The organism is Reyranella sp., from assembly GCF_036558665.1.
Taxonomy (GTDB): Bacteria; Pseudomonadota; Alphaproteobacteria; order Reyranellales; family Reyranellaceae; genus Reyranella.
Genome location: NZ_DATBFE010000158.1, coordinates 13,194 through 37,007, shown reverse-complemented (window position 1 = coordinate 37,007; position 23,814 = coordinate 13,194). Strand labels below are relative to the sequence as shown.

Here is a 23,814-nt window from a genome sequence, read left to right as displayed (position 1 = left end):
CTTGCCCAGGAAGTCCGGCAGCCAGCGCGCGACGTCGCGGCCGCCCACCAGCCAGATGCGGCAGTCGAGACGGCCGGTTTCGATGTGCCGGTTGAGCCGCGTCACCACCGCGGCGACCGGAACAGGCCCGTCGTAGATCGCCCAGAGCTGCAGGCGACGCGCCCCCAAGCCCGCCGGCAGATCGTCGCGCTCCGGCGATCGCCGCCAGGCCGGCTCGAGCAGCGGCCAGAGATCGCGCCACACCAGGGGAAGATGCGCCACCGGGATGCCGGTCGCGAGCGGGCCGGCGCTCGCGCGCGCCTGGCCGCTCACGCGTACTCCGCGATGCTCATGCCCGACAGCATCGCGCCGCCCATGTAGCGGACGCCCGCCGTGCCGTTGACGTAGAACGTCGCCGGCGTGTTGCTGCCCGCGCCGGCGCGCAGCTTGAAGGTGGTCGGCGTCGTTGCCGTCGCCTCGGCCTCGCAGGTGATGCGGAAGATGCGGCCGCCGCTCGCGGTGTCGTTGTATTGCATCGCCGCACCGAGCGCATTCGCGTCGCCGTCGCGGAAGATCGCCGCGACCATCCAGGCCGCCGCACTGGTCGCGCAGACGAGCGTCGCGTCCACGACCAGGGTGCTGGCGGCACTGCGCGGCGTGAGGCCGAGCGAAAGATACTGGTTGCCCTCGCTACTTTGCGGGATCGTGTCGTCGAGCGGGATCGTCGTGGTGCCTGACGCGAACGCGCCGGTCCTGATCGAGGCCCTCTGGATCGGCGAGCCCCATACGGCATCGGTGCCGTCGCTCAGCAGCGCCTGTCCCGCCGTGCCGAGCGCCAGCCGCTGCGGCGCGCTCGCGCCCCTCACGATCAGGTCGCCGCGCGCCGTCAGCAGCGCCGCCCTGAGCGACGCCGCGCAGGTCACCATCGCGAAGGTCGGGCTGGTCGAGGCGCAGATCGCCCGCACCCAGCCGCCGGACGGGATGTCGCCCGCCGCCAGCGCCGTGCCGTCGAGGAACCTGATCGTGCCCGCGGCGAGGCCGTTCACCGCCAGAGTCGGATCGGGGCCCGAATTGGCGTGCCCGGCCTGGAAGACGAACTCCTGCCCCACTTCGTAGCGCACGATGCCCGGCACGGGCGCGATCGCGTAGGCGGTCGCGGTCCCGGTGTCGGCGCCGACGATCGTCGGCAGGCTGTCGGGCCGGTTGAAGGCGCGCACCAGCCGGTTCACGGTCGTGGTGATGGCGAGCGTGTCGGCATTTCTCGCCAGCGCCGGCAGGCTCATCGCCGGCCCGCCGCGCGGAAGTCGAGATCGTCGATGCCCTGCAGGTTCGACCAGGCGGCGCCCGCGGCGAGCACGGCGCGCAGCCGGAAATAGCGGCCGCTGCGGCGGAGCGGCGCCAGCCCCGCGCCGGTCAGGGCGACAAAGGGCGTGTAGCTCACGATCGCCTGCTGGCTCTCGCGCACGCCGGCCGCCAGCGCGGGCGCGCCGCCGTCGATCAAAGGCCGGCAGCCGCGCAAGGTCATGCGCCGGCCGTCACCCGGCGACAGTTCCGCCGTCTCGACCGTCGCCGGCATCACCGCGCCGTTGAAGGCGCCCGCCCTGTGCGCCGTGTCGAAGCCGAACAGCAGCAGCGACGTGACGCCCGTCCAGTAGCTGCTGTCGAGCGAGAAGGGCAGCGTCTCCAGCGTGCCGAAGGCGTCGAGCTGTTCCAGCGTCCGGCTTTGCTGCGCCACCCCCGAATACACGAGCTCGCAGGCCTGCAGCGCGCGCGACCACCGGGCGGTGCGCCAGTTGTAGATCAGGAGCCGATTGGGCGTGCCCGCGCTGCCGTTGGCGGGATAGGCGAAGATATAGAGGCCGCGCACCGGATCGATCGCGGCCGAGGCGCGGAAGGCATTGGTCTCGTCGAACTCGCGCCACAAGGTGCGGTCGACCTTGCCGCGGCCGATCGGCGTCACCTGCTGGCCGCCCTCGATCATGTAGAAGCCCGACTTGTGCAGGAAGAACGCGAGATCGGCGACGCCCGCGACGCTGTTGGGAATGCTGGCGCCGAGGTCCCTCGCGATCTTGTCGATGCGGAAGACGACGGGCGAGCCTTCGTAGGTCATGCGCCGGATCGCGGCTTCCTGGAGGATCAGCCCGTACTCGCCGCCCACCAGGCCGGTGATGTCGCCGCCGTCGGGCTCGTCGTTGAAATCGGCCTGCGTCGCGGGATCGCTGCCCCAGCTCTCGCAGTCGTCGATCGCCGACCACTGCACGCGCTGGCGCGCTGCGCCGATCTTGGCCATCACCAGGAAATCGCCGACATTGGCGATGAAGCTGCCGACCGGCGGCGCGCCGCCCAGCGCCGTCCAGTCGGTGCCGGCGGCGAGATCGAACTTCTGCGGCGCGTCGACGCCGTTCACCGCGACGGCGAGCGGGCCGAACTGCTCGAACCGCCAGGTGCCGTCGCCGCCCGGCGCATAGGCGCCGCCCGCCGTGCGACTCGCGTCGTTCCAGGTCGAGCCGTCGAGGCGATAGAGCTTCGTCGCGTCGCCCGCGAACATCTTCTGCGTGCCGTCGGGACAGCGGAACCAGGCGGCGCCCTGGGCGCGCGCACCGAGCGCATTGGTCGCGGTCGCGAGCGCGTTGAACGGCGTGTAGCTCTCCTCGGCCGGCACCACGTTCAGCGCCTCGCGCGCCCACTGGCCGAGATCGGGCATGTCGGGCCGCCATTCGGCGAAGGGAATCGCGGCCATCAGGGCGTCCTCGCGCGAAGCTTCATGCGGACGTTCTGCGCCGAGGCGAGCACGCGCTGGCGGCGGACGTTCAGGCCGGCCACGTCGGCCGCGTAGAGCATGGCGTAGTACTTCGCGCCGTCCGGATCCTGGGTGAAGATCGCCGCCTCGAGCAGGCAGCCGTTGAGATAGACGCCGGGTGCGTTGGCGAGGATCCAGTTCGTCGGGTTGGCGCCGGAGGGTGTCGGCAGCATGCCGTACCAGCGCAAGGTCGCCGTGCACGCGTCGCTGCCGGGATCGGGCCACAGGCGAAAGCCGGTGCCCGAGACCGCGATCATCCGGGGCGCGGCGCTTGCATACGGGCTCATGCTGTCGATGATGCTTTCCTCGACGATCTGCAGCGGCTGCGGCGGGCACGACGTGCCGTTCAGCGTCGCCTCGACGAGCTCGAGGAAGCCTTGGGGCTGAGCCACGCCCTGGGCGAGCGCAAAATCCGCCTTCGACTGGTACATCTCCGGAATACGCACCGCCTCGTGCTCGGGAATGCCGAGTGCCTCGAGCGCGGGCTTGCCGAAATACATCCGCGCCTCGCAGAGCGCGAGGAAGTCGTCGGCGCGCGCGGCAAGCTCCGCATCGCCGTCGCGCGCCAGCCATGCCGCGAGCGCAGACTGCAGGCCGGCATAGGTCGTGATCTGGACAGCCATCAGTGTACCCTCTTCATTGCCAACACGATTCCTCCTCAGAGGAGCGCGCCATCCCGGTGGCGCCCACGGTCATGCGGACCGCGCGCATCTTTCACGCTACATGTGAATGCGCCGAATGAGCGGGCTGGAAGCCCGCGGTCCAAAGGAGCGGCACTTCAGTGCCGCACTCCGATGAATCGGCATCAGTACCGGTGATCCTCATCACAGCACTGAGCTGTCGGTGCGCAGCCAGCGCCAGTCGGGGTCGTTCAGCCTGGCGTCGATGCGGCGCTGCATCTCCGGGTCGGGCGACCAGAAGTCGATGCCCTCCTCGTCGAACCACTTCTGGACGAAGATCGCGGGCACGCGTGCCACCAGGCGCAGCTCGCGGCTCGCACTGCGCGGATCGCAATGGGTCTGCGCCGCGCGGTTGGCGTCGAGGATGGGCTGCACGTCCTGCACCGTCTCGTGCGCCCAGCCGCCGTCGTGCAGGCGATGGAACAGCTTTGCCATGCGCGCCTCGGGATCGAGGAACAGCATCGCCGAATGCCGAGGCATGTCAGTCCTCCGTCCGTTCGGCCGGCACCTCGATCGCCTGGTCGCGGTCGATCAGGAAGTCGGCGAGCGCCGCATGCACCTCGTACCTGGCCCGCTTGCCGTCGACCTTGGCGGAATAGCGCGCGGTATCGGTCGCGGTCTGCCAGTCGGAGGCGAGAAGATCGGACGGCAGGTGGACGTGATCGACGGTGAGGCAGATCGTGCGGGTCGCGGGGTCGGCTTTGCGGGCCATGGCTTCTCCTGTCGTGAAAGGAAAGGCGGGGCGGACGAACCGCCCCGCCAGGATCGACGTCAGCTCAGGTCGGCGATCACGAAGTGCGCGGCCTCGTTGGAGACCTGCAGGGTGGCCTCGCCGATGATGTGGAACTTGCGCGCATCGCCGGTGCGCGCGAGCTCGACGCGCTTGAACTTGCGCAGCCACAGCACCTTGGCCATCGCGGGATCGACGCCCACGGCGTCGCGCGTGCTCATGTAGCGGTCGGCGGCGATGGTGAAAGTGCCGAAGTCGCTGACATAGCGGTCGACGGCGCCGATCACGGTCGCGAGCTTGCCCTTCGCCTCCTGGTACTGGGTGGCGATGCCGGTGAAACCCGACGCCACCTGCTTCTCGTTGCCATTGACGATGATCAGCGTCGGCCGCCCGCCGTTGGTCCAGGTGCTCTGGATGCCGGCCTTCAGCAGCGCCTCGGTGAAGGCGCGCTGCGTGCCGTTGGTGGCGGCGACGGTGTTGCCGCTCGAAAAGCCGCCCGAGCTGCCGCCGCTGCCGCGCGAGGCGTTGGTGGCGAGCCAGGAGAGCAGGCCGCCCATCTTGCGCGGCGTCGTGCCCGGCGTCTCGGCGACCGACGCCTGGTTCAGGAGCAGCGTGGTCTCGAGATCCATCCTGATCTGGCGGCCCTGCTTCATGGTCTGCAGCCCGATCTCCGAATTGCGGCCGGCGCTGTCGACGGCCTCGTCGGTCTCCGAGATGGTGAACGACTTCTTCAGGATCTGCGTGCGGTTGCCGACGCGTACGGTTGGCGTCACCGCGACGGCAGCGGTGTCGTCGCCCTCGTAGTTGAAGTTGGCGGCCGAGCCGTTGCCGAGCGAATCGGTCTGCCACTCGCTGTAGGTGTTTTTCGCCGTGCCCGAGCCGATCGCCGACTGGAACGGGAACTCGTCCTTGTTGAGCAGGAAGATCTTGTCGTGCAGATCCTCGCGGACGCCGACGGCGGCGCCGGTGGTGAAGGTGTTGGTCGGTGCAGTCATGGTCAATAAGCCTCGGAGGGGTTGCGATCAGCCGAACAGCCGCGCGACATCGTCGTCGCTCAGCGCCTGGCCGGTGCGGAGCCGCTGCTCGGCTTGCCGTGTCGCCTCGCCCCTGGAGTGGCCCGGCGAGCTGCCGGGTCCCGGGGCGATGCGCCGCGGTGTCTGCGTCGCGGTGACGGCGGACCCGCCGGACGCGGAGGCGCTCCGCGTCCTGAGGGCCGCCTGTGCCTTGTCGTAGAGCATGGCCTTCAGCGCCACGCCGACGATGGAACTCTCGAAGGTGTTCTGGATGCGCTCGCGTGGCACGCCCTGCGCGGCGAGATAGCGCCCGAGCTCGTCATAGGTCTGCTCCGCCTTGTCGGCGGCGAAGTGCTCGGGGTAGAGCCGCGCGAGCTTGTCGTACTCGGCCTGCCGCGTGCGATCGAGCACCTGCGCCGCGCGGCCGCGGGCTGCCTGCAATTCCTGCTGGTGCCGTTGCGCGGCCTGCTGGATCGCCGCGAACTCCGCGTCGCGCTGGGCGGAGAGGCGCACGAACTCGGCCGGGTTCTCGGCCGCGAGCTTCTGCCAGTCGTACTGGCCCCATCGGCCCTGGAAGGCTTGCGCCAGCCGGGGCGCCGCCTCGGTCAGCCATTGCGCCAGCTCGTTGCGCTCGCGCTCGAACTGCTGCACGCGCTCGTCCAGCGCCTTGCGCGTGAGTGCCGCCTCCTCGATCTTCCTGTTGGCGGCGGCGATGCGCTCCTTCTCGTGCTCGTGGATCGCGGCCCGCGCCGCCGGATCGGTGATGCGCTCCCACAGCGCCTTGCGCTCGGCCGACCAGAATTCGGGCGCGCGGTCGTAACGCTCGCCGGTCTCCACGGGCGCTTCCTCGTCCGGTCCCCGTTCGGCTGCGGCCCCGTCGGCCTCGCCGTCGGAAGCGCCCGCCTCATCCGCCGTTCGCTCGCCGGCATGGTCGAGGATTTCCTCGCCCCTCTCGGCCGCATCGTCACGGGTCATGGTGTCGGGCTCAGTCTCGGTGGTGTTCGCGATGCTCACGGAGGACCTCGTCGTTGTCGGCCTGGTTGATGATGGCGGCCAGATCGGCCTTCAATTCGAGCGCGGCGCGGACGCGGTGATGAAGCGCCTCGCGCCGGTTCTCGCAGTCCTCGTTGATCCACTGCCCGGTCAGCTTCCTCACGTAGGCGTCGAACGCCCAGCCCGCGCCCTCGATCGCCTCGCGCGCGCGCAGCACGCGCCGGCGCTTCTGCTCCAGGTCCTCGCTCACGGCCTCACCTGTTGGCCGGCCTGGATCTGACGCCGCTTGAGCTCGGCATCGAGCGCGGCCTTCTCGCGGGCGAGCTGCATGTCGAGCGCCGCCCGCTCGCGCTTGAGCTCGATCTCGGCCGCGAGCTTGTGGCGCGCGAGCTCCGCCTCGGATTGCTGGCGCGCGCGATCGAGCCCGGCCTGCATCTGTATCGCCGCCAGCGCCGGATCGGTCGGCGGCGGCGTTGCCATCGCCTGGCGCTGCGCGATCGCGATCTGCTGCGGGCCGTTCACGAATTGCGCGGTGTTCTTGAAGCCCGCCGCCTGCACCATCTTGCGAAAGGTGTTGGCGCACTGTTCCAGCGTCACAGCCAGTGGCCCGCCCGGTGCGCCCAGCAGTTCCTTCTGGCCCTGCGCGATCAGCGCCAGGTTCTGGAGTTGCTGATGCTTGTTGCCGGTGCCAAGGCCGACATCGACCTGCAGGCTCATATCGTCCGGCCATTTGCTCGGATCGCAGCTCGCCCACGAGGCGGCACTGCCGGTCTCATCGGCGCCGGGTGCACCCCTCCAGTAGCGGATCTCGCCCGACGCGGCGCGCTTCACCGCACGATAGAGCAGCCGGAACAGCCGCTTGATCGAGGTCTCGGCCAGGGTGCGCGCGATCAGCTCGATGCGCGCGTCGGCGGCCGAGGTGACGATCGCCGCTCCGGTCGCCGTCGGGTTCATCGCCTCGTCGGGCACGCCCTGATTGTTGGGCGTGACGCCCGTGCGCTTCTGCTGGATCTCGTCCTTCCATTGCAGCACGGCCAACGCCTGGTTCATCTGCGACGGCACCGTCACCCAGGCCAGATTGTCAGCGGTCGGCTTCTGGCCCTGGCGCATGCGGATCGGCATGCCGGGCGTCCAGTCGATCAGGCTCGCGAGATCGACCGCGTCCGAGATGGCGGGGCGCGGCCGGTTCACGAGATACATGTTGTCGAGCATGCCGCGCGCCACGGCGGTGCCGATTTCCTGGATGTCCCTCACCTGGTCGAACAGCGAGCGGCCCTCGATGCTGTGGCTCATCAGGATCGGCGAGCCGGGCACGATCGGCGCCATGCCGTCGGTCCATTCCTCGTTCTCGAGCAGTGCCGAGACCTGGCCGCCGGCGTGCGCGTAGACGACGCGGCGCATCTCGGAGATGCCGTCGCCGTCCCAGTCGAAGCGCACGAAGGCGACCACCACCCAGAGCGTGCGTTCGCTGTCGTTCCGCGGACGCCCGGCGGGCGCGGCCGCGTCGAAATCGTCGGAGGAGAGGTCGTCGATCGTCTGCGGGTCGAGGCCCATCAGGCGCAGCTCGGAGGCGGTGACCTCCTTGCGGTAGCCGACGAAGCTCGCCTCGTCGATGTGCCGGACCGTGGACGAGACGAGGCCGTCCTCGGCCGCGATATTGTCGACGCGCACCTTCTTCACCCGGCGGCGGATCGTGATCGTGCCGCTATAGGCCGGCTCTTCCTCATCCTCGGTCGCGGCGTCCTGCTCGACCTCGAAGGCGACCTCGGCCTTGGCCGCGAGGGCGCGCTGCATGATCTCGGCCTGCATGAGGGCCCAGGCATCGGCGGGCAGCGCCCTGACGGTCGTGCGCTTCACCTCCTCGACATCCTCGAGATCGACCGCGCCCCAGGCCAGCCGGTACATCAGCGCGTCCTTCAGGAAGCGGTAGAGCCAGGTGAAGCCCTCGTTCTCGCGCATGAAGAGATGGGGGATATAATCCGACGCCTCGCGCGCGGCCTGTTCGTCGCCGGGATTGTCGGGCGTGAACTGCACGATGTCCTCGCCCGAGGCGAAGACGCGCATCAGCGCCGGCATGATGCTCTCGACCGTATCGGCATATTCGCTGGTGACGATCCGCGACTGGCCTTCGACCTCGTCGCCCGTCGGTGCACGATCGTAGAAGGCGAGCGAGGCCTCGCGTGCCGCCTCGGCGCCCTCCTGCCGCTGCCGCGCCTGCTGCTCCTCGCGGAACAGCACCGCCTTCAGCCTCTCCTCGCGCCCGTCCCGCTTGTCGTCTTCCGCCATCAGCGAGTCCTCTTCGCCATGGCCCCCCAAATGCGGAAGTTGGGAAGTGCGCCGTCAAGTCAATTTTTGATCGAAGCGCTCCTGCTCTCCGTGCCGGACGAGCGACCCGGAGGCTTGCGGTCCGGAAGAAGACACGTCTTTGGGACCGCGAGCGTCCCGCTCGCTCATGGGCTCCGGCATGAAACGCGCTCGACCAGCGCCCGCATCGACTGCGAGCGCACCGCCGCCCGCGGTGGACGCTACTCGGCGGCCTGACGCTTCGGCGACCCGGACGTCGTCACACCGGCGGCCTGCAGCGCCCGCGCCCTGGCGCGCGCGAGATCGTAGGTGCGGTTCATCATGATGCGCTGCGCGGCCAGTCCGCCGCCCGCCTGCAACGCCACCACGAACTGCCAGCCGCCATAGGCGTCGGCGGTGAGGTCGCGAATGAGATTGTACACCCGCATGCGGGTCTCGATATCGACGTCGCTCCTGGTGTGCAGGTACTTGCGGATGTATTTGCCCGACGCCTCGTTCCGGAGATCCGACTCGAGCGGCAGGGTGAGCACCAGCCCGCCGCTCACGTCGTGGAGATAGCGGACGATCTGGTGATAGTTGGCGGCATAGTAGTACTTGGCCGTGTTGATCGCGAGGACGTCGGGATGGACCATGCCGGAAGGCGTGGTCTCGAAGTGCCGGCAGGCGTAGTCGAGGCTCATGCGCAGCATCTCGGCATAGGTGATGAGTTCGGCGATCGAGTTCATGACCGTCGGATCCCTGTCCTTGCCCTGATGTTCGGAAACGAGCTGCGCCAGCCCGACGAACAGCTCGGACATCCGCACCGCCTCGATCAGCCCGCCGGTGCGCTCCCACAGGCCGAGCGACTGCGCGAGCCGGCTCGCAAGCTGCACCTCGCCCGCCAGGAACACGCGATCCCATGGCACGAACACGTCGTCGAACACGACGAAGCCCTCGGGCATGCTGTGATGCGCGCTCGCCGGATAGTCGAAGGCGTTCAGTTCGGCCGGCGCGAAGCTTCGGTTGATGATGCTCACGCCCCTGGTGTTCACCGGAATGGAGAACGACACGGCATAGTCCTTCTCGTCCTGCCGCATCCCCTTGGTCGGCATCACGACCAGTTCGTGCACCAGCGACGCCGCGGTGATGTGGAGCTTGGCGCCGCGCACCACGATACCGTCCTTGTTGCGGTCGACGATGCGGACATAGAGATCGGGATCGTCCTGCTCGTGCGCGCGGCGCTTGCGGTCGCCTTTCGGATCGGTGATGACCTCGGCCGCGCGCAGGTCGTTGTCGCGGCAGTAGCGGTACATGCGCTCGATGTTGTCGGCGCACTGCGGGTTCACCTGGGCCACGTCGTCCTTGACGCTCATCAGCGCCATATAGACACCGGTCACCGCCGTGCCGATCGAGGTGTGCTGCAGGAGCTCGATGCGTCTTGCCAGGTCCTCCCCGCTGCGCGGGACCTGGTAGATGCGGTGCGCTTCATCGCCGTTCTCCGTGCGATAGCGTCTCAGTGCCCCGTGGTCCGACGCATCGTAGTCGTAGTCGACCGCCGTCAATGCGATCGGCACCTTGAAGCGCGGATGCCGCGTGATGTCGTCGATACGCTCGCCGTCCCAATAGGTGACGCGGCCGTCGCGCAGGCTCTCGATATATTGCCGCGGTGTCTTGAGGCCCATGGTCACTCCTGTCGCCGGTCGTGCTTCAGCGAACCGCAACTCTGTTCCCGCCGCAAGCGACGCTCAAGCGCGTCGAACCGCTTGACGAACCCGCATGGGGACTTCCACCTTCGCATGGCACAAGGGGGAACCGGCATGCTCGATTCAGCGACCGTCGACACCATCGCCCGCGCACTCGATGCGGCGGAGAAGAGCCGCGCACGAATCCGGCCGCCGTCGGTGCAGTACGCGGGCTTCACGACCGAGGACGCCTATGCCGTGCAGCGGCGCTGGGTCGAGCTCAAGGTGGCGCGCGGCAATCCGGTGAAGGGTCGCAAGATCGGCCTCACCTCGCGCGCCATGCAGCGCCAGGCCAACATCACCGAGCCCGACTACGGCGCCCTGATGGAGGACATGTTCTACGCCACCGGAGCCGAGATCCCGGTCGACCGCTTCATCCAGCCGCGGCTCGAGTGCGAGCTGGGCTTCGTGATCGGCAAGCGGCTGAAGGGCCCCAACTGCACCATCTTCGACGTGCTGAGCGCCACCGACTACATCGTGCCGGCGGCCGAGATCGTCGACGGCCGCACGCACCGCATCGATCCGGACACCAACAAGCCGCGCTCGGTGCTGGACAGCATCGCCGACAATGCCGGCAACGCGGCGCTCATCATCGGCGGCCGGCCGATCCGGCCGATGGACGTCGACCTGCGCTGGGTGGGCGTGCTCTGCCATCGCAACAACGTCATCGAGGAATCGGGTGTGGCCGCCGCCGTGCTGAACCATCCGGCGAACGGCGTCGCCTGGCTCGCCAACAAGCTCGCACCGTTCGGCACCGCGCTGGAGCCCGGCGAGTTCGTGCTCGGCGGCTCCTTCACCAGCGTCGTCGAGGCGCGCGCGGGCGACACCTTCCACGTCGACTACGGCCCGCTCGGCTCGATCTCGGCGCGGTTCGCATGAGCACTCGTCGGACCGCGAGCCTCCGGCTCGCTCATGAGCGGGCTGGAAGCCCGCGGTCCGGAAGACAGCCATGACCGCCATCGCGTTCGAGGTGCCGGAGGAGATCGTGGCGGTGCGCGAGGGCATCGCGGCCTTCATCCGCGCCGAGGTAGTGCCGCGGCACGAGAAGCACCACGATCTGCTTTCCGATCCGCATCGCCTGCATGCGAAGGACGGTCGCTACGCGCCCGAGGTCGTGGCGCTGATGCGCGAGGTGCGCATGGCCGCGGCGAGCGCCGGCTTCTACACCATGTGCGTGCCGGCCGGACTCGGCGGCGGCGACCTGGGGCTGCTCGCCTATTTCGTCGCCTGGGAGCAGATCTACCGCCAGTGCGGCATGCAGCACTGGCTCGGCGCCTACGTCGTCAGCCACTGGGCGTTCGGCCCCAGCATCGTGCTGCGCGAGGTGACGCCGCAGGCGCGCGAGACCATCCTCGCCGACATGATGGCCGGCCGCACCTCGATGTGCTTCGGCCTCTCCGAGCCCGGCGCCGGCTCGGACGCGGCGATGATCAGGACGCGGGCGGTGCCCGACGGCAACGGCTGGCGCCTGCACGGGCGCAAGATCTGGACCACGAACGCGCCGCAGGCCGACTGGGTGATCGCCTTCGCCATCACCGATCCCGAGCGGGCGCGCGCCAAGAAGGGCGGCATCAGCGCCTTCCTGGTTTCGACCAAAGCCCAGGGCTTCGAGGTCGAGAGCGTGATCCGCATGTTCGGCCATGCCGGCGGCAACGAGGGCCAGCTCGTGTTCGACGGCGTGCGTGTCGAGCCCGACCAGCTCGTCGGCACGCTGCACGACGGCTTCAGGATCGGCCTGCTGGGCGTCTCGCTGGGCCGCGTCTACAACACCGCGCGCGCCGTGGGCCTCGGCCGCTGGGCGCTCGAGAAGGCGCTCGACTACGCCAAACAGCGCGAGGCGTTCGGCCGCAAGATCGCGGACTATCAGGGCGTGAGCTTCCCGCTCGCCGAGTCGGCAATGGAGCTGCACGCCGCGCACCTGATGGGGCTCAACGTGGCGCAGCTTCTCGACCGCGGCGAGCCGGCCATCAAGGAGCTCTCGATGACCAAGGCCTATGCGGTCGAGATCGGCCTGCGCGCCGTCGACCGGGCCATGCAGGCGCACGGCGCCATCGGCCTCACCAACGAGCTGCACCTCACCCACGCCTGGCACGACCTGCGCGCGGTGAACATCGCAGACGGCACCAACGAGATCCTGCGCCGCACGATCGCCCACCGTCTGTTCTCGGGCGACGTCGATCTGTGACGCCGGAACCCTTTGCAGACCTTGTGCGTTTGTCCTTGGAGTCGGGGAGCCGGCCCGCGCTGCATATATATAAGGTGTCGCGGGCGATTTGGCGGCAACCGTTCGGGTTCGCCTGACTTTGTACAAGGTAGTACCGGCGGTTCCGCAAATGTCCAAAGCCGAACTCTTACAGAAGGCGCAAGCCAGCCGCGGCGAAGCAAGTCGAGCGAAGCGGCTCGCGCGCACCCTGACACAGGAAGCGGATCGGTCCCGCCTGCTGCGCTACGCCGAGGACCTGGAGCACAAGGCCAAGGACCTCGAGCGCGACGCCTGTTCCGACCGTCCGCATCGCGAGTCCTGACGGCGGGATACGCAAGGCACGGAACCCGGTCCGCACACCGCAGTTGAGTCCGGCAGTTGGGGAAACCGTGCCATGACGTCGTCACTTCTTGCTCTTCTCGCCTCGCTCGCTCTTCTCGCGGCCGCTGCCTGCAGCCCGACCGGACAGCAACAGGCCGAGCAGGGCACCATCCAGCTTCCGGGCGAGCGTCCCGCACCGAATGGGCTGAACATCCCGCCCGACGCCTGGGCCGGCCCCGCCCGGCCGGCGGCGACATCGCTGGTCGCGCCGCGCGAGTCCGGTGGCTGAAACCTCGCGGCGCCTTCACTACTCGATCACGTCGTCGGCGCGGGCGAGGATCGAGGGGTCGACGGTGAGCCGGAGCGCTTTGGCGGTCTTGAGGTTGACGACCAGTTCAAACTTGGTGGGCTGTTCGATCGGAATTTCAGCGGGCTTCGCGCCTCGCAGTATTCTGTCGACAATATCGGCGGAACGGCGAAACAGGTCCGGGAAGTTCGGGCCATACGACATCAACCCGCCGGCTTCGACGAGCTCGCGAAAGCCGTACACCGTCGGCATCTGGGCGGCCAACGCCAGGCTGTTGATGTAGTCTCGATTGGTGTTCACGAGCGGATCACCACTTACATAGAGCGCATCGGCGCGGCCTTTGAGCGATCCGAACGCAGGAGCGATGTCATCGGCGCCCCGGATGCCGAATATCGAGACCTCGAGTCCGAGCGCCCGGATCGTCGATTCGACGGCGGCCATATCCTTCACCGAATTCGGGCTGCCGACATTTCCCATGATGGCGATGCGGCGACACCCGGGAATGACTTCGCGTATGAGCTCGACGCGCTTGCTCGCAAGGTCGGTCTGCTGGATCGACAAGCCGGTCAAGTTGCCGCCCGGTCGAGCGAGGCTTGCAACGAGCCCGGTACCCACAGGGTCGCCCGCGACCGGGAATACGACGGGGATGGTCGATGTCGCCCGTTTCGCCACGCTGCTGGCTTCGTTTCCCGCCGCCACGATAACGCTCACTTTGAGGGCGACGAATTCCGACGCGATCTCGCTGTAACGCTCGCGACGCCCGTCTGACCAGCGGTACTCGATGGCGATATTGCGGCCCTCGACCCAGCCGAGTTCACGCAGCCGCTCGACGAAGGCGGTCGTCCACCGGGCCTGAGCCGCGGCCGAGTTCGCGCCCAGATATCCGATGGTGGGCCGTGCTCCCGGCTGCTGGCCCCAGGCTCCGAGCGGGATCGCGGTCGCTCCCGCCGCGATGAAGGCGCGCCGCCTCATTCGATCACCTCGTCGGCGAAGGCGAAAAGCACCGCGCAGCTTGGCGTGGCAATGAACTCGCGGCGTCCCGTTTCCCCAAACCCTGCCGCCATGCACCGTAGCACCGGCGCGACGTGCCGTCATCGGAACGCGCGGCGCCGGTTGCGCTGATGCGGCTTGGCTAGAAGTCCGAGCGGAACCGGCGACGGAAGGCCGTTGCCATGGCCTTTTTGCCCGGCCAAGAATAATGTCCAGGGGAGAACGCCATGATCGACCGTCCACGACCCTTGATCGCAGCGTCCGTCGTCGGCCTCGCCGCGCTCGCCGCACCTGGCACCGGCGAAGTCGCCTTCGCCCAGGCGCCGCGAGCGCAGATCAACGCGACGCCGCAGCCGATGCCGGACACGCCCGCCTTTCGCGATCCCAGGACGGGCCAGGTCTGGACGCCGGCCAATGTCGGCGAGGACGGCAAGCCAATCGGACCCAACGACGCCGCCTTCGATCCGCGCTCGCAGCAAACCGTCGCGCGGGGCGTGGTCGATCAGACCGTCCCGACCCATCATGTCGGCGCCGTGCCGATCACGGCGGGCCCGACCGTGCCGCTGGTCCAGATCGACAATATGACGCTGCACGTGACGCCGGGCCGCCGCTGGCGGGCGATCCTCTATCTCGACAACAATTCGGCCAGCACCTTCTCGCCGGTCGTCGCCTGCGAGTTCAACAATGGCGGCCGCGCCGTCGAGCGCACGCGCGGCCTGCTGCCGCCGACCGCCGGCGGCGAGCGCGTCGGCTTCGCCATCCTCGGCCCGCGCAGCCAGACCTTCGTCGACTCCGTCCACTGCCACGTGGACTCGCCGTGACGGGCGCGGGTGGGGGACGAGCAACGCCGCCCGGAGTCGTCCCTATTCCGGCTTCTTGACGTCGACCTTGTCGAGCGCGGTGCGCAAGCCCGTGGCAAGCTTGAGCGCATTGTCGTTGGCCCAGAAATGCATGAAGAAGACGCGCGGCTGCTCGTCCAGCATGTGGCTGTGTAGTGCGGTGACTTCGATGCCGCTCGACTGCAGCGCCCGGATCACCGGATTGACCTCGCTGGCCAGCAAGACGAAGTCGCCGGTGATCGCCGCCGTATCGCCGCCCGTCGGCTGGAAATTGATGCCGATCGCCGCGCCCATCGGGCCCGGAAGAGCCATGCCCTCCTCGGTAATGGGCTTGGCGCGCGCGATGCCGAACTGATAGATGCCGCCGCTGTCCTGGCCCTTGTAGCCCATGATCTTGTCAATACCGATCATGTCGATATCCGCCGGCGCGGACGCGGTCGCGGGCGACGAGAATGGCGTCTTGCTCAGCGCCAGACCGGCATGGATCGCGCTCGCAAGCTTCACGGGGTCGCCGTGCCCGCCGATGTGCATGTAGAGCGTCATCGGCTGCGCGCGCAGCAAATGGTTGTGTACGGCCGTGATCTCGATGCCGCCTTCTTCGAGCTTGCGCATCACCGGATTGATCTCTTCCTGCGTCAGGACGAGATCGCCCATGACCATCGCCTGCCCACCCATCGGCAAGAAGGCGACCCAGCCGCCGAAGGCAAACCCGGTCCGGAGCGCGACACCATCGAGCGATACCTTCAGGTCGGTACGCGGGAAGCCGACACGGTAGACGCCCCCGGTTTGCACCTTGCCGCTCTTGCCGAGGGCCTGTCCGACCTGGTTCCAGTCCGGATTGGCCGCGAACGCTGGGCCCGTCAATGCTGCAGCGGTAACCAGAGGCGTGATCAGACGGATCATCGCATGCATGGCGATCCTCCTTGTCCTGTTCCGTTTGCCCCCGCAGTCGTCCTTCCATGTTTCGTCCTTCCCGTTTAACGCAGTTTTACGGAATGTCCCGATCGGGCTTAACGCTGCGTTAAAGGCGGCATGCTCCCATGCGACGGTTGAGCACTGCGGAGGAGGCCATGAATCGTCGACTTCTCGACGCTCTGATCGGTGGAGCAGCTCTCGTCGGGACGGGGATCGTGATCGCAACGGCAGCGCCGAAGGGTCCGGTGTTCATTGCCGGCGACCAGCCCGTGACCGAGGACCAGATCCGGAAGAAGTTGTTGTCGGACAGCTATTCGAACGTCCACATCGTCCGGCAAGGCCGCTATTTCGAGGCGACCGGAGCGAGAGATGGAAAGACCGACAAGATCCGGGTCGACTCGCAAACGGGACGGTTGGCCGTCGATGACGACGATGACGATGACGACGACTGATGCCCCGCTTGAGCTTTCGATAACGGCAACGAGATGGTAGGCCCCGGAAGGCAGAGCGCATAAGCTCTTCGGCACGCCGCCACGACGATGCTCCTCTTTCCCACGACTGCCGATGCCAACGCGCGCAAGGTGCTGATCGCCCGTGCTCTGCGCGCCGTCGCCGACGGCTACGTCAGCATCCTGCTGCCCGCCTACCTGCTCGCCCTCGGGCTCGACGCCTTTCAGGTTGGCATGGTGAGCACTGCGACCCTTATGGGCTCGGCCAGCCTGACGCTGTTCGCCGGACTCATCGCCAACCGTTTCGGTCACCGACGGCCGCTGCTCGCCGCCGGGCTATTGATGGCTCTGACCGGACTGGGCTTCGCCGGACTGCAGGCGTTCTGGCCGCTGCTGCTTGTCGCCTTCGTGGGCACCGTCAATCCGTCGACCGGCGACGTGAGCGTTTTCCTGCCTCTGGAGCAGTCCCTACTGGCGCAGTCCGTCACCGACCAGGATCGCACGGCGTTGTTCGTGCGCTACAGCCTGGCGGGCTCGTTGATGGGTGCCGCAGGCACCCTCCTCGCCGCAGTCCCGGATCTTGCGGTTCGATCGTCCGGCGTCTCACCGCTTCAGGTGATGCAGGGGATGTTCGCCGCTTATGCCGTGATCGGCCTCGCGGCCGCGATGATCTATGGGCGCATCCGTGAACCTCGTCGCCACGGTGACGCGAGGGTTGCGCCGCTCGGTCCCTCCAGGGGGGTCGTCTATCGGCTGACTGCGCTCTTCAGTATCGATGCCTTCGGCGGCGGGCTTCTCGTGCAGTCGATCGTCGCCTTGTGGCTGTTCGAAACCTTTGGCATCTCGCTGGCGAGCGTGGCCAGCTTGTTCTTCTGGACCGGCGTCCTCTCGGCGGCCTCCTTCCTCGCGGCAGGTCCGATCGCCCGCCGCATCGGGCTCGTCCGGACGATGGTCTTCACCCATCTGCCGTCGAGCCTCTGCCTGCTTGCGATCCCGTTCACCCACGATCTCGGCGTCGTCATCGCGCTGCTCCTGTTGCGCAGCCTGCTCTCGCAGATGGACGTGCCGACCCGGACCTCCTACGTCATGGCGGTAGTGACGCCGCCGGAACGGCCGGCCGCAGCGAGCCTCACTTCCGTGCCGCGCAGCTTGGCTGCCGCCGTGGGGCCGGTCGTGTCGGGTTCTCTGATCACCCTGTCGCCCTTCGGCTGGCCGTTCCTGATCGGTGGCCTGGTGAAGATCGGCTACGACCTCGCGCTTCTCGCCCTGTTCAACCGCGTCCAACCTCCCGAGGAGCAGGCCGTCGAAAAGCGGGCGTAAAGGACCCTACGGCCCTGGCTGGTAAGTGAAGTCGTCGAACGCCGTGACGCTATCCGCCTTCGTCCAGACGCCGACAGCGCCGGTTCCCGCGATGTGGCTGTCGTCAACCTCGATGTAGGGTTTGCCATCCAGAAGAACGCGGATGCGCGTTCCCTTGAATTCGGCCCGCAGGGTATGCCACGCATTGCCGGCCACCGGAGCATCGACATATTTGAGCGTCCGACGCCGGCCGCCTGCGGTGTAGTAGAGCGAGACGTTGTTCTCGAGGGCATTCGCCCGAGCGACGTAATAGTTGTCGCCGTCTTTCCATCGCCAGACGACACCACCCGCCTGGTCCTCGCGGCCGGACAGAGGCTTGAATTTCACCTCGACGATGCCGTCGACAAGCAGCGCGCCCTGTTTGACACACCAGGGGAAGGGAGCCGATCCCGATTGCCTCAGTACATTGGATCGCCCGGGCGCGGTGGGATCGGCTTCGACCGTCCAGCGCGGATTGCCGCCGCCCGTGCTGCCGGACGTCCATCCGGGTGGTGGAGCGCCAACGGGATCGGCGTCGAAAGTCACCGTTTCAGCTCGCCCCGTAGAAGCGAGACCCCCGATCAAGGCGCCCAGAACGAGCTTGGTCATGATCTTCTCCATCGGACTTCCCTGATTTCATAAAGAACAGAGCATTGGCCAGTTAATGCAGCATTAGGCTTTCCCCCCTCGCGCCTGGTGGGCGTTGCGGAAGACGAGTGTGAAGACCGCGCCGCCATCCGATGCGGACGAAACGCAGACGCGGCCGCCATGCGCCTTCATGATCTCGACGACAATGGCGAGGCCTAAGCCTGCACCTTGGGACGCCGCGCCTTTGCCGCGCCAGAAGCGCTCGAAGATGCGCTCGCGGTCTGCCTCGGCGACACCGCGGCCATGATCGGTGACGCTGATGCCGCCCTCGGCTGTCGTGGCGACGGTCACCTCGCTGCGCGGCGGTGCATGGGCGATGGCATTCTCGATCAGATTGCGCAGTGCATCGGCAATCGCATAGGCGTTACCCGTGGTTGGAGCGGCGGCCGCGCCGGCAGAGAAGGCGAGCGTCTGGCCTTGCGCCAGCGCCCACGGCGCGAGGTTCGCCACCACCTCCTTCGCCACCTCGTTGAGATCGACCGCCTGCGAGACGTCGAGTGCCACGGCATCGAGGCGGGCAACGCTCAGCAACTGCTCGACAAGGCGATTCATGCGGCCGACGTCCGACCGGAGCTTTACGATATCGGCTGTCGGCTCCATGCCCTCCAGGGCACCGGTGACGATCGCGAGCGGCGTGCGCAATTCATGCGCGGCGTTTGCCGTGAATTGCCGCTGCACCGCAAAGCCCTGCTCCAGCCGCTCCAGCGCGCGATTGACGGCGGCCACGAGCGGTACGATCTCGCTCGGCAGGTGCTCGGAGGGCAGGCGCACGGACGTGGTTGCGGGTCCGATGACAGCGGCGATGTCTGACACCTCGCGGATCGGCTTCACCGTGCCGCGGATGGCGAGCACTGCGACTGCGAGCACGAGCAGCATGAAGAGCGGGATCACCCAGGCGATATCGAACACGAATTCTGCGAGCAGCGAATGGACGAAGGCATTCGCGCCCGCCGCCCGCGCCACCCAGACGGACACCGGCCCGACGGCGCTATCGAGCATGATGCCGAGGCCATAATAATCCTGCCCGTTGCCCTCGATGCCGGCGAGACGGAAGTAGCTCGGCTCGTCGGTCGGGTTCGGCCAGTGCGCGACCAGCGGGCCGAACACCTCGGGCATCGCGGAGATGATGCGGCCATCGCGGTCGCGCACGGCGAAGACATCGACTGCTGGCGTCGCGCGATAAGCCTGCTGCAGACTCACTGGCAGTGTGAGGTGCGCGCTGCCTTGCGCGTCGGTCGAAATGTGCTTCGCGAGATCTGCCGCCCGAAGGCCGAGCTCGCGATCGCCCAGGCTGTCGGCCGTTTCGTAAGCGCGCCAGATCAGCACGCCGACGAGCACGGCCGCTGCGACAACGAACAGCACTGCAAGCCGCAGCACGAGGCGAAGCTGCAGCGAGCGAAACGACCCATGCCTCATGCGCTGTCGACCAGCAGGTAACCGACGCCACGCACCGTATGGATTTCGACGTTGGCGCCGCCTTCCATCAGCTTGCGCCGCAAATGGTGCACATGGACCGGGATGGCGTTGGACTCGAGCTCGTCATCGAGGCCATAGAGCTTTTCCTCGAGCAGTGCTTTGGGCACCACGCGGCCGACGCGGCGCATCAGATGCTCGAGGATGGCCGCCTCGCGCCGCGGCAGCATCAGTGTCTTGTCATCGATGCGGACATCGCGGCCAATCGTGTCGAAGGCAAGATTGCCGCTCGTCAGCGTCACTCCAAGGGCTCCGCCCGGTCGGCGCAGCAAGGCTTTCGTGCGCGCGACGAGTTCCGCCATGGCGAAGGGCTTTATGAGATAGTCGTCGGCGCCCGCGTCTAGACCGGCGACGCGGTGCTCGACTGCGTCGCGCGCCGTCAGCACCAGCACCGGTACGGCGTTGCGATCGGCGCGAATTTCCTTCAAGAGCTTCAGACCGTCGCCATCAGGCAAGCCGAGATCGAGGATCGCGGCGTCATAGGGATTGGTCGCAAGCGCTTCCCTTGCGTCGGCGCAGAGCCGCACCGCGTCCACAGCAAAGCCGCCGCGCATCAGGGCGGCGCGGACGATCTCCGCGATGCGTGTCTCGTCTTCGACCACCAGTAGCCGCACGGTCGAACCTATGCCGGTTGACGCCTCTCCGTAGCAGAGCACGCCGAGTTTATTGCACCTTTAAGGCACCTCGTCTCTTGCCGTCAGGTGCCGCCGAATCTCAATGGCGATGCTGATGATGGGCATCCGGAACGTGGGGATGGCTGTGCGCCAAGGGTCCGTGCCGGTGCCAGTGCGAATGCGGCTCGCCCGGCGGGTCGTCCGGACCGTGCGCGTGCCGATGATGCTCGTCGTGACTGTGGGCATGCGCATGGGCCTGAGCCTCGTGAACATGTCGGTGTTCATGATGCTCGGTGACATGCAGCCATACACCCACGCCCATCAGACCCGCGGCAGCCAGAAGCTGGGCGGTGATCGGCTCCCCCAGGCCAACGACGGCCGCCGTGGCACCAAAGAAAGGGGCGGTAGAGAAGTAGGCCCCGGTTCGGGCCGTGCCCAGGCCGCGCAGGGCGCGCACGAACAAGGCTAGACTGACGCCATAGCCGAGAAAGCCGACGACAGCTCCTCCCGCAATCGCCCCAAGAGCGGGGATCGAACTGCCGGTCCAGAGAGCGAGGCCCACGTTGACCGGACCGGCAATGAGTCCTTTGAGCTCGACGATCTGCAGTGGGTCGGAGAGCGAGACCTTGCGGGTGAGATTGTTGTCGATGCCCCAGGCCAGACAGGCGCCGGCAATCGCCAGTGGCCCCAGCAATCCCGACCAGGTCGGTCGCCCGGACCACGAGAGGATGACGGCACCGGCCATGAGGCAGGCCATGCCGATGGCAATGCGGCGATCGAAATTCTCATGGAATACAAACCATGCGAGAAGGGCCGTCGCCACGCCTTCAAGGGTGAGCATCAGGGAAGCGGCACTTGCCTCGGTATGGATGAGCCCCACCATCAGCAAGATCGGGCCGACGATACCGCCAGCGGCGATAGCGCCGCCCAACCATGGCAGTTCGGCAGCGCTCAAAGGGCTCTCCTTGTCGGCGGCCGCGGGAAGCAGCAGGCGCGCCATTCGGCGACAGAGCGCAATGCCCGCGCCGGCACCGCAGTACAAGAGGCCGGCCAGAAACATCGGGTCCGTCGCGCCCAGAAGCACCTTCGCGGCCGGCGTGGAGAGACCGAACAGCACGGCAGAAACGACGGCATAGACGATGGCCGAAGAACTCATGATCGAAGGAAGTTTACGACAGTTTTGAGTGCCCCGAAATTAACGTGACGATTCAAGCTGCAACAAAGGCTGGACGGACGTCATTCGATTCGCAGTCATGATGCCGCCCAGAAAGCACTCGGCGCGACACCGAGCGAGGCCAAGGTGGTGAGCGGCACCAATCCGCCGGAATACGAGCTTGAGCGAAGGACGGGTCGGGCAAGGAAGTCGGTGTTCATGTTCGCGCCGACGGCGCGATCGTGCGGAGGGAGACCGAGTAGCGAACACCCGGTCGAGCCCATCGCCTTCCGCTTCACCCTGTCGAAGGCATTTTGACGCGCGCCGTGCCGGGCGCGGGCTTCCCGTGTATCCTCGACGGCAAAGCGAACGAGCGGCACATGCAAACGATGGGCGTCCTCCTCCCGGTGTTCGGCATCTTCATCCCGGCCCTGATCCTGCCGGGGCCCGATTTCGTGGCGGTCGTGCGCTCCTCGATGACGCGCGGCACGCGGGGCGGTCTGCTCACGACGGTCGGCGTCTCGACCTGCCTCGGCCTCTACGCGACGCTCAGCCTGCTCGGCCTCTCCGCCGTGCTGGTCGAGTACCAGTGGCTCACCTGGGCGGTGCGCGTGCTGGGCGGCGCCTATCTCGTCTGGCTCGGCATCCGCCTGTTGTGCGCCAGGCCCGCGGCGCCGATGGGCAGCAACATGCCGCACGGCGAGCTTCCCTCGAACAAAGTGCGCGGCAACGCCCTGGTATTCGGCTTCCTGGTGACGCTTACCAACCCCAAGGCGATCGTGCTGTTTGCCAGCGTCTTCGCGACCGCGGTGACGGCGAGCACGCCCGGCTGGCTGATGGTGCTGATGATCGTGCTGGTCGTGCTGAGCGCGCTCGCCTGGTACTCGGTCGTCTCGCTCTTCATGTCGTCGGCGCCGGTGATGCGCCGCTTCGCCCGCGCGCGCCACTGGATCGAGCGCGCTGCCGGCGCCTCGTTCGTCCTGATCGGCGGCCGCATCCTCGCCGACGCCGGGAAGCCGGTGGGGGCGTAGCGCAGAGGCTCGTTCCGGCCTGCCCTTCGACGTCCGAAAACCGCGTGACAATCCCGCGAGCCCGGCAAATCCTCGCGACATGAAGAAGACTTATGGAACCGTCGGCGCCGACCAGCGCAGGGAGATGGACGGGCTGGCCTTCGTGCAGGGCCTGGCGAACGGGACGCTGCCGCTCAACACGATGGCCGGGACCCTGGGTTACGACATCGTCGAGGCGGAGAGCGGGCGCGTCGTCGCCACCGCCGAGCCGAAGGACAGCCATCTCAATCCGGCCGGCACCGTGCATGGCGGCCTCGCGGCCACGATGCTCGACAGTTGCATGGGGCTCGCCATCCAGTCGACGCTGGAAAAGGGCATCGGCTCGACGACGCTCGAGTTCAAGGTCTCGTTCGTGCGTCCGATCACGCCGCAGACCGGCCCGATCCGCGCCGAGGGCACGGTGCTGAGCCGCAGCCGCCGCATCGGCACCGCCGAGGGCCGCGTCACCGATCGCGAGGGCCGCCTGCTCGTCCACGGCACGACCACCTGCCTGATCTTCGAAAGCTGATTCGCCGTCGTGGTATAATCGTGCCCCAGACAGACGGACGGCAATGACGGCGACAATCTTCCATCGCATCTATCAACCGCTCAGGCGCGGCCTGCCCGGCCAGCTCTCCAGTGGCCTTCGAAGCGTCGCGACGGCTTTTCTCACGCCCTTCTACTTCAGCATCCAGAGCGGACACTTCCTGAGCAGCCTCCAGCGCGCCGCCGTCACGAAGAAGATGAAGGCGCTCCCCTGGTATACCTATCCCTGCATCGATTTCGTCAGGTTCCAGGATTTCGCCGATTGCGCCATCCTCGAGTTCGGCGGCGGGCAATCGACCCTGTTCTGGGCGGCGCGTGCGCGAACAGTGACGACGTTCGAAGGCGACGAACAGTGGTTCGATCGTCTGAAGAGGAAGATCCCGCAGAACGTGTCCCTGACCCTCGTCGCCATGGAGACGCCGGACCGGACGGCAGCCGAGATCAGGACGGCGCTGGGGCCGCCCGCCGACAGGAAGTTCGATGTCGTGGTCATCGACGGGTTGTTCAGGTCCGAGATGATCCCCATCGCGGTCGATCATCTGTCCGGGCGCGGCATGATCATTTGCGACGATTCGGAGGGATACGGCATCTACGAGGGCCTCGCCGGCAGCGGCTTCATGCGCGTCGATTTCCACGGCCATCAGCCCGGCGTCCTCCTGCCGCACTGCACCTCGATCTATTTCAGCCCCGGCTGCCAGTTCACGAACAACACCTCCCGGATCCACACTGTCCACGAGGAGGATGGGTAA

At 67.5% G+C, this 23,814-nt stretch carries 27 protein-coding genes; 10 read left to right on the top strand and 17 right to left on the bottom strand.

Annotated features, from left to right (window positions below; genetic code table 11):
- The 11 genes from VH499_RS23250 to VH499_RS23200 form a co-directional block, all read right to left on the bottom strand.
- The coding region (locus tag VH499_RS23250; RefSeq protein WP_332055150.1) for a hypothetical protein at positions 1-312 on the bottom strand (312 nt) is incomplete at its 3' end.
- The gene (locus tag VH499_RS23245) at positions 309-1,262 is read right to left on the bottom strand and encodes a hypothetical protein (protein ID WP_332055149.1); all 954 of its coding nucleotides are present in this window, start codon (positions 1,260-1,262) and stop codon (positions 309-311) included. The genes VH499_RS23245 and VH499_RS23250, both read right to left, overlap by 4 nt.
- Positions 1,259-2,719 (bottom strand): hypothetical protein, encoded by a 1,461-nt coding sequence (locus tag VH499_RS23240; protein ID WP_332055148.1) that lies wholly within the window; start codon positions 2,717-2,719, stop codon positions 1,259-1,261. Before VH499_RS23240 ends, VH499_RS23245 begins: the two co-directional genes overlap by 4 nt.
- The gene (locus tag VH499_RS23235) at positions 2,719-3,402 is read right to left on the bottom strand and encodes a phage adaptor protein (RefSeq protein WP_332055147.1); all 684 of its coding nucleotides are present in this window, start codon (positions 3,400-3,402) and stop codon (positions 2,719-2,721) included. Before VH499_RS23235 ends, VH499_RS23240 begins: the two co-directional genes overlap by 1 nt.
- 201 nt (positions 3,403-3,603) lie before the next feature.
- On the bottom strand, positions 3,604-3,939 hold the full coding sequence (locus VH499_RS23230; protein ID WP_332055146.1) for a hypothetical protein: 336 nt from the start codon (positions 3,937-3,939) through the stop codon (positions 3,604-3,606).
- A 1-nt stretch (position 3,940) separates the two neighbouring features.
- On the bottom strand, positions 3,941-4,171 hold the full coding sequence (locus tag VH499_RS23225; RefSeq protein ID WP_332055145.1) for a hypothetical protein: 231 nt from the start codon (positions 4,169-4,171) through the stop codon (positions 3,941-3,943).
- Between the two features lie 59 nt (positions 4,172-4,230).
- Positions 4,231-5,184: a DUF5309 domain-containing protein gene (locus tag VH499_RS23220; RefSeq protein WP_332055144.1), complete on the bottom strand. Its 954-nt coding sequence runs from the start codon at positions 5,182-5,184 to the stop codon at positions 4,231-4,233.
- Positions 5,185-5,211: 27 nt separating this feature from the next.
- Positions 5,212-6,216, bottom strand: a complete 1,005-nt coding sequence (locus VH499_RS23215) for a hypothetical protein (RefSeq protein WP_332055143.1) — start codon at positions 6,214-6,216, stop codon at positions 5,212-5,214.
- Positions 6,188-6,445, bottom strand: a complete 258-nt coding sequence (locus VH499_RS23210) for a hypothetical protein (RefSeq protein ID WP_332055142.1) — start codon at positions 6,443-6,445, stop codon at positions 6,188-6,190. The genes VH499_RS23215 and VH499_RS23210 overlap by 29 nt, the downstream gene beginning before the upstream one ends.
- On the bottom strand, positions 6,442-8,481 hold the full coding sequence (locus VH499_RS23205; protein WP_332055141.1) for a portal protein: 2,040 nt from the start codon (positions 8,479-8,481) through the stop codon (positions 6,442-6,444). The genes VH499_RS23210 and VH499_RS23205 overlap by 4 nt, the downstream gene beginning before the upstream one ends.
- A 239-nt stretch (positions 8,482-8,720) precedes the next feature.
- A complete protein-coding gene (locus tag VH499_RS23200; protein ID WP_332055140.1) occupies positions 8,721-10,160 on the bottom strand; it encodes a 4-hydroxyphenylacetate 3-hydroxylase N-terminal domain-containing protein in 1,440 nt (479 codons plus the stop codon).
- 135 nt (positions 10,161-10,295) lie between these two features.
- On the opposite strand from VH499_RS23200, the gene hpaH reads away from it, so the two are divergent.
- The 4 genes from hpaH to VH499_RS23180 all read left to right on the top strand — a co-directional run bounded on the left by hpaH (position 10,296) and on the right by VH499_RS23180 (position 13,033).
- Positions 10,296-11,099: a 2-oxo-hept-4-ene-1,7-dioate hydratase gene (gene hpaH, locus VH499_RS23195; RefSeq protein WP_332055139.1), complete on the top strand. Its 804-nt coding sequence runs from the start codon at positions 10,296-10,298 to the stop codon at positions 11,097-11,099.
- A gap of 70 nt (positions 11,100-11,169) precedes the next feature.
- Entirely contained in the window at positions 11,170-12,405 is a 1,236-nt protein-coding gene (locus VH499_RS23190) for an acyl-CoA dehydrogenase (RefSeq protein ID WP_332055138.1), read from the top strand.
- Between the two features lie 148 nt (positions 12,406-12,553).
- A complete protein-coding gene (locus VH499_RS23185; protein ID WP_332055137.1) occupies positions 12,554-12,745 on the top strand; it encodes a hypothetical protein in 192 nt (63 codons plus the stop codon).
- A gap of 72 nt (positions 12,746-12,817) precedes the next feature.
- A complete protein-coding gene (locus VH499_RS23180; RefSeq protein WP_332055136.1) occupies positions 12,818-13,033 on the top strand; it encodes a hypothetical protein in 216 nt (71 codons plus the stop codon).
- An 18-nt stretch (positions 13,034-13,051) separates the two neighbouring features.
- Here VH499_RS23180 and VH499_RS23175 read toward each other — a convergent pair whose 3' ends face one another.
- The gene (locus VH499_RS23175; protein WP_332055135.1) at positions 13,052-14,023 is read right to left on the bottom strand and encodes an ABC transporter substrate-binding protein; all 972 of its coding nucleotides are present in this window, start codon (positions 14,021-14,023) and stop codon (positions 13,052-13,054) included.
- A gap of 245 nt (positions 14,024-14,268) precedes the next feature.
- Between VH499_RS23175 and VH499_RS23170 the strand changes: the two genes are divergently transcribed.
- Complete coding sequence (locus VH499_RS23170) at positions 14,269-14,862, top strand: hypothetical protein (protein ID WP_332055134.1); 594 nt, start codon at positions 14,269-14,271, stop codon at positions 14,860-14,862.
- A 42-nt stretch (positions 14,863-14,904) separates the two neighbouring features.
- Here VH499_RS23170 and VH499_RS23165 read toward each other — a convergent pair whose 3' ends face one another.
- Positions 14,905-15,792 carry a DUF1259 domain-containing protein gene (locus VH499_RS23165; protein ID WP_414709829.1) on the bottom strand — a complete coding sequence of 296 codons (888 nt, stop codon included), beginning with the start codon at positions 15,790-15,792 and terminating at the stop codon, positions 14,905-14,907.
- Between the two features lie 158 nt (positions 15,793-15,950).
- Here VH499_RS23165 and VH499_RS23160 point away from each other — a divergent pair, with 158 nt between their 5' ends.
- Positions 15,951-16,247, top strand: a complete 297-nt coding sequence (locus tag VH499_RS23160) for a hypothetical protein (RefSeq protein ID WP_332055133.1) — start codon at positions 15,951-15,953, stop codon at positions 16,245-16,247.
- An 87-nt stretch (positions 16,248-16,334) separates the two neighbouring features.
- Positions 16,335-17,564 (top strand): MFS transporter, encoded by a 1,230-nt coding sequence (locus VH499_RS23155; protein WP_332055132.1) that lies wholly within the window; start codon positions 16,335-16,337, stop codon positions 17,562-17,564.
- Between the two features lie 6 nt (positions 17,565-17,570).
- Here the strand turns inward: VH499_RS23155 and VH499_RS23150 are convergent, their stop codons facing one another.
- The 4 genes from VH499_RS23150 to VH499_RS23135 form a co-directional block, all read right to left on the bottom strand.
- Positions 17,571-18,191: a hypothetical protein gene (locus VH499_RS23150; protein WP_332055131.1), complete on the bottom strand. Its 621-nt coding sequence runs from the start codon at positions 18,189-18,191 to the stop codon at positions 17,571-17,573.
- Between the two features lie 63 nt (positions 18,192-18,254).
- On the bottom strand, positions 18,255-19,646 hold the full coding sequence (locus VH499_RS23145) for a HAMP domain-containing sensor histidine kinase (RefSeq protein WP_332055130.1): 1,392 nt from the start codon (positions 19,644-19,646) through the stop codon (positions 18,255-18,257).
- Positions 19,643-20,317 (bottom strand): response regulator, encoded by a 675-nt coding sequence (locus VH499_RS23140; RefSeq protein WP_332055152.1) that lies wholly within the window; start codon positions 20,315-20,317, stop codon positions 19,643-19,645. The genes VH499_RS23145 and VH499_RS23140 overlap by 4 nt, the downstream gene beginning before the upstream one ends.
- 100 nt (positions 20,318-20,417) lie before the next feature.
- On the bottom strand, positions 20,418-21,473 hold the full coding sequence (locus VH499_RS23135; protein ID WP_332055129.1) for a DMT family transporter: 1,056 nt from the start codon (positions 21,471-21,473) through the stop codon (positions 20,418-20,420).
- Positions 21,474-21,859: 386 nt separating this feature from the next.
- On the opposite strand from VH499_RS23135, the gene VH499_RS23130 reads away from it, so the two are divergent.
- The 3 genes from VH499_RS23130 to VH499_RS23120 all read left to right on the top strand — a co-directional run bounded on the left by VH499_RS23130 (position 21,860) and on the right by VH499_RS23120 (position 23,814).
- Positions 21,860-22,501, top strand: coding sequence for a LysE family translocator (locus tag VH499_RS23130; protein WP_332055128.1), 642 nt, complete (start codon positions 21,860-21,862; stop codon positions 22,499-22,501).
- A 79-nt stretch (positions 22,502-22,580) separates the two neighbouring features.
- On the top strand, positions 22,581-23,048 hold the full coding sequence (locus VH499_RS23125; protein ID WP_332055127.1) for a PaaI family thioesterase: 468 nt from the start codon (positions 22,581-22,583) through the stop codon (positions 23,046-23,048).
- Positions 23,049-23,091: 43 nt separating this feature from the next.
- Complete coding sequence (locus tag VH499_RS23120; RefSeq protein WP_332055126.1) at positions 23,092-23,814, top strand: hypothetical protein; 723 nt, start codon at positions 23,092-23,094, stop codon at positions 23,812-23,814.

Bases quoted from the DNA above. Each gene is read 5' to 3' on its own strand.
- VH499_RS23220 (WP_332055144.1), bottom strand. From the start codon at position 5,184: ATGACTGCACCGACCAACACCTTCACCACCGGCGCCGCCGTCGGCGTC.
- VH499_RS23120 (WP_332055126.1), top strand. From the start codon at position 23,092: ATGACGGCGACAATCTTCCATCGCATCTATCAACCGCTCAGGCGCGGC.
- VH499_RS23225 (WP_332055145.1), bottom strand. From the start codon at position 4,171: ATGGCCCGCAAAGCCGACCCCGCGACCCGCACGATCTGCCTCACCGTC.
- VH499_RS23160 (WP_332055133.1), top strand. From the start codon at position 15,951: ATGAATCGTCGACTTCTCGACGCTCTGATCGGTGGAGCAGCTCTCGTC.
- VH499_RS23135 (WP_332055129.1), bottom strand. From the start codon at position 21,473: ATGAGTTCTTCGGCCATCGTCTATGCCGTCGTTTCTGCCGTGCTGTTC.
- VH499_RS23205 (WP_332055141.1), bottom strand. From the start codon at position 8,481: ATGGCGGAAGACGACAAGCGGGACGGGCGCGAGGAGAGGCTGAAGGCG.
- VH499_RS23185 (WP_332055137.1), top strand. From the start codon at position 12,554: ATGTCCAAAGCCGAACTCTTACAGAAGGCGCAAGCCAGCCGCGGCGAA.
- VH499_RS23230 (WP_332055146.1), bottom strand. From the start codon at position 3,939: ATGCCTCGGCATTCGGCGATGCTGTTCCTCGATCCCGAGGCGCGCATG.
- VH499_RS23165 (WP_414709829.1), bottom strand. From the start codon at position 15,792: ATGCATGCGATGATCCGTCTGATCACGCCTCTGGTTACCGCTGCAGCA.
- hpaH (WP_332055139.1), top strand. From the start codon at position 10,296: ATGCTCGATTCAGCGACCGTCGACACCATCGCCCGCGCACTCGATGCG.
- VH499_RS23155 (WP_332055132.1), top strand. From the start codon at position 16,335: ATGCTCCTCTTTCCCACGACTGCCGATGCCAACGCGCGCAAGGTGCTG.
- VH499_RS23190 (WP_332055138.1), top strand. From the start codon at position 11,170: ATGACCGCCATCGCGTTCGAGGTGCCGGAGGAGATCGTGGCGGTGCGC.
- VH499_RS23150 (WP_332055131.1), bottom strand. From the start codon at position 18,191: ATGACCAAGCTCGTTCTGGGCGCCTTGATCGGGGGTCTCGCTTCTACG.
- VH499_RS23145 (WP_332055130.1), bottom strand. From the start codon at position 19,646: ATGAGGCATGGGTCGTTTCGCTCGCTGCAGCTTCGCCTCGTGCTGCGG.
- VH499_RS23180 (WP_332055136.1), top strand. From the start codon at position 12,818: ATGACGTCGTCACTTCTTGCTCTTCTCGCCTCGCTCGCTCTTCTCGCG.
- VH499_RS23175 (WP_332055135.1), bottom strand. From the start codon at position 14,023: ATGAGGCGGCGCGCCTTCATCGCGGCGGGAGCGACCGCGATCCCGCTC.
- VH499_RS23245 (WP_332055149.1), bottom strand. From the start codon at position 1,262: ATGAGCCTGCCGGCGCTGGCGAGAAATGCCGACACGCTCGCCATCACC.
- VH499_RS23130 (WP_332055128.1), top strand. From the start codon at position 21,860: ATGGGCGTCCTCCTCCCGGTGTTCGGCATCTTCATCCCGGCCCTGATC.
- VH499_RS23235 (WP_332055147.1), bottom strand. From the start codon at position 3,402: ATGGCTGTCCAGATCACGACCTATGCCGGCCTGCAGTCTGCGCTCGCG.
- VH499_RS23200 (WP_332055140.1), bottom strand. From the start codon at position 10,160: ATGGGCCTCAAGACACCGCGGCAATATATCGAGAGCCTGCGCGACGGC.
- VH499_RS23240 (WP_332055148.1), bottom strand. From the start codon at position 2,719: ATGGCCGCGATTCCCTTCGCCGAATGGCGGCCCGACATGCCCGATCTC.
- VH499_RS23170 (WP_332055134.1), top strand. From the start codon at position 14,269: ATGATCGACCGTCCACGACCCTTGATCGCAGCGTCCGTCGTCGGCCTC.
- VH499_RS23125 (WP_332055127.1), top strand. From the start codon at position 22,581: ATGAAGAAGACTTATGGAACCGTCGGCGCCGACCAGCGCAGGGAGATG.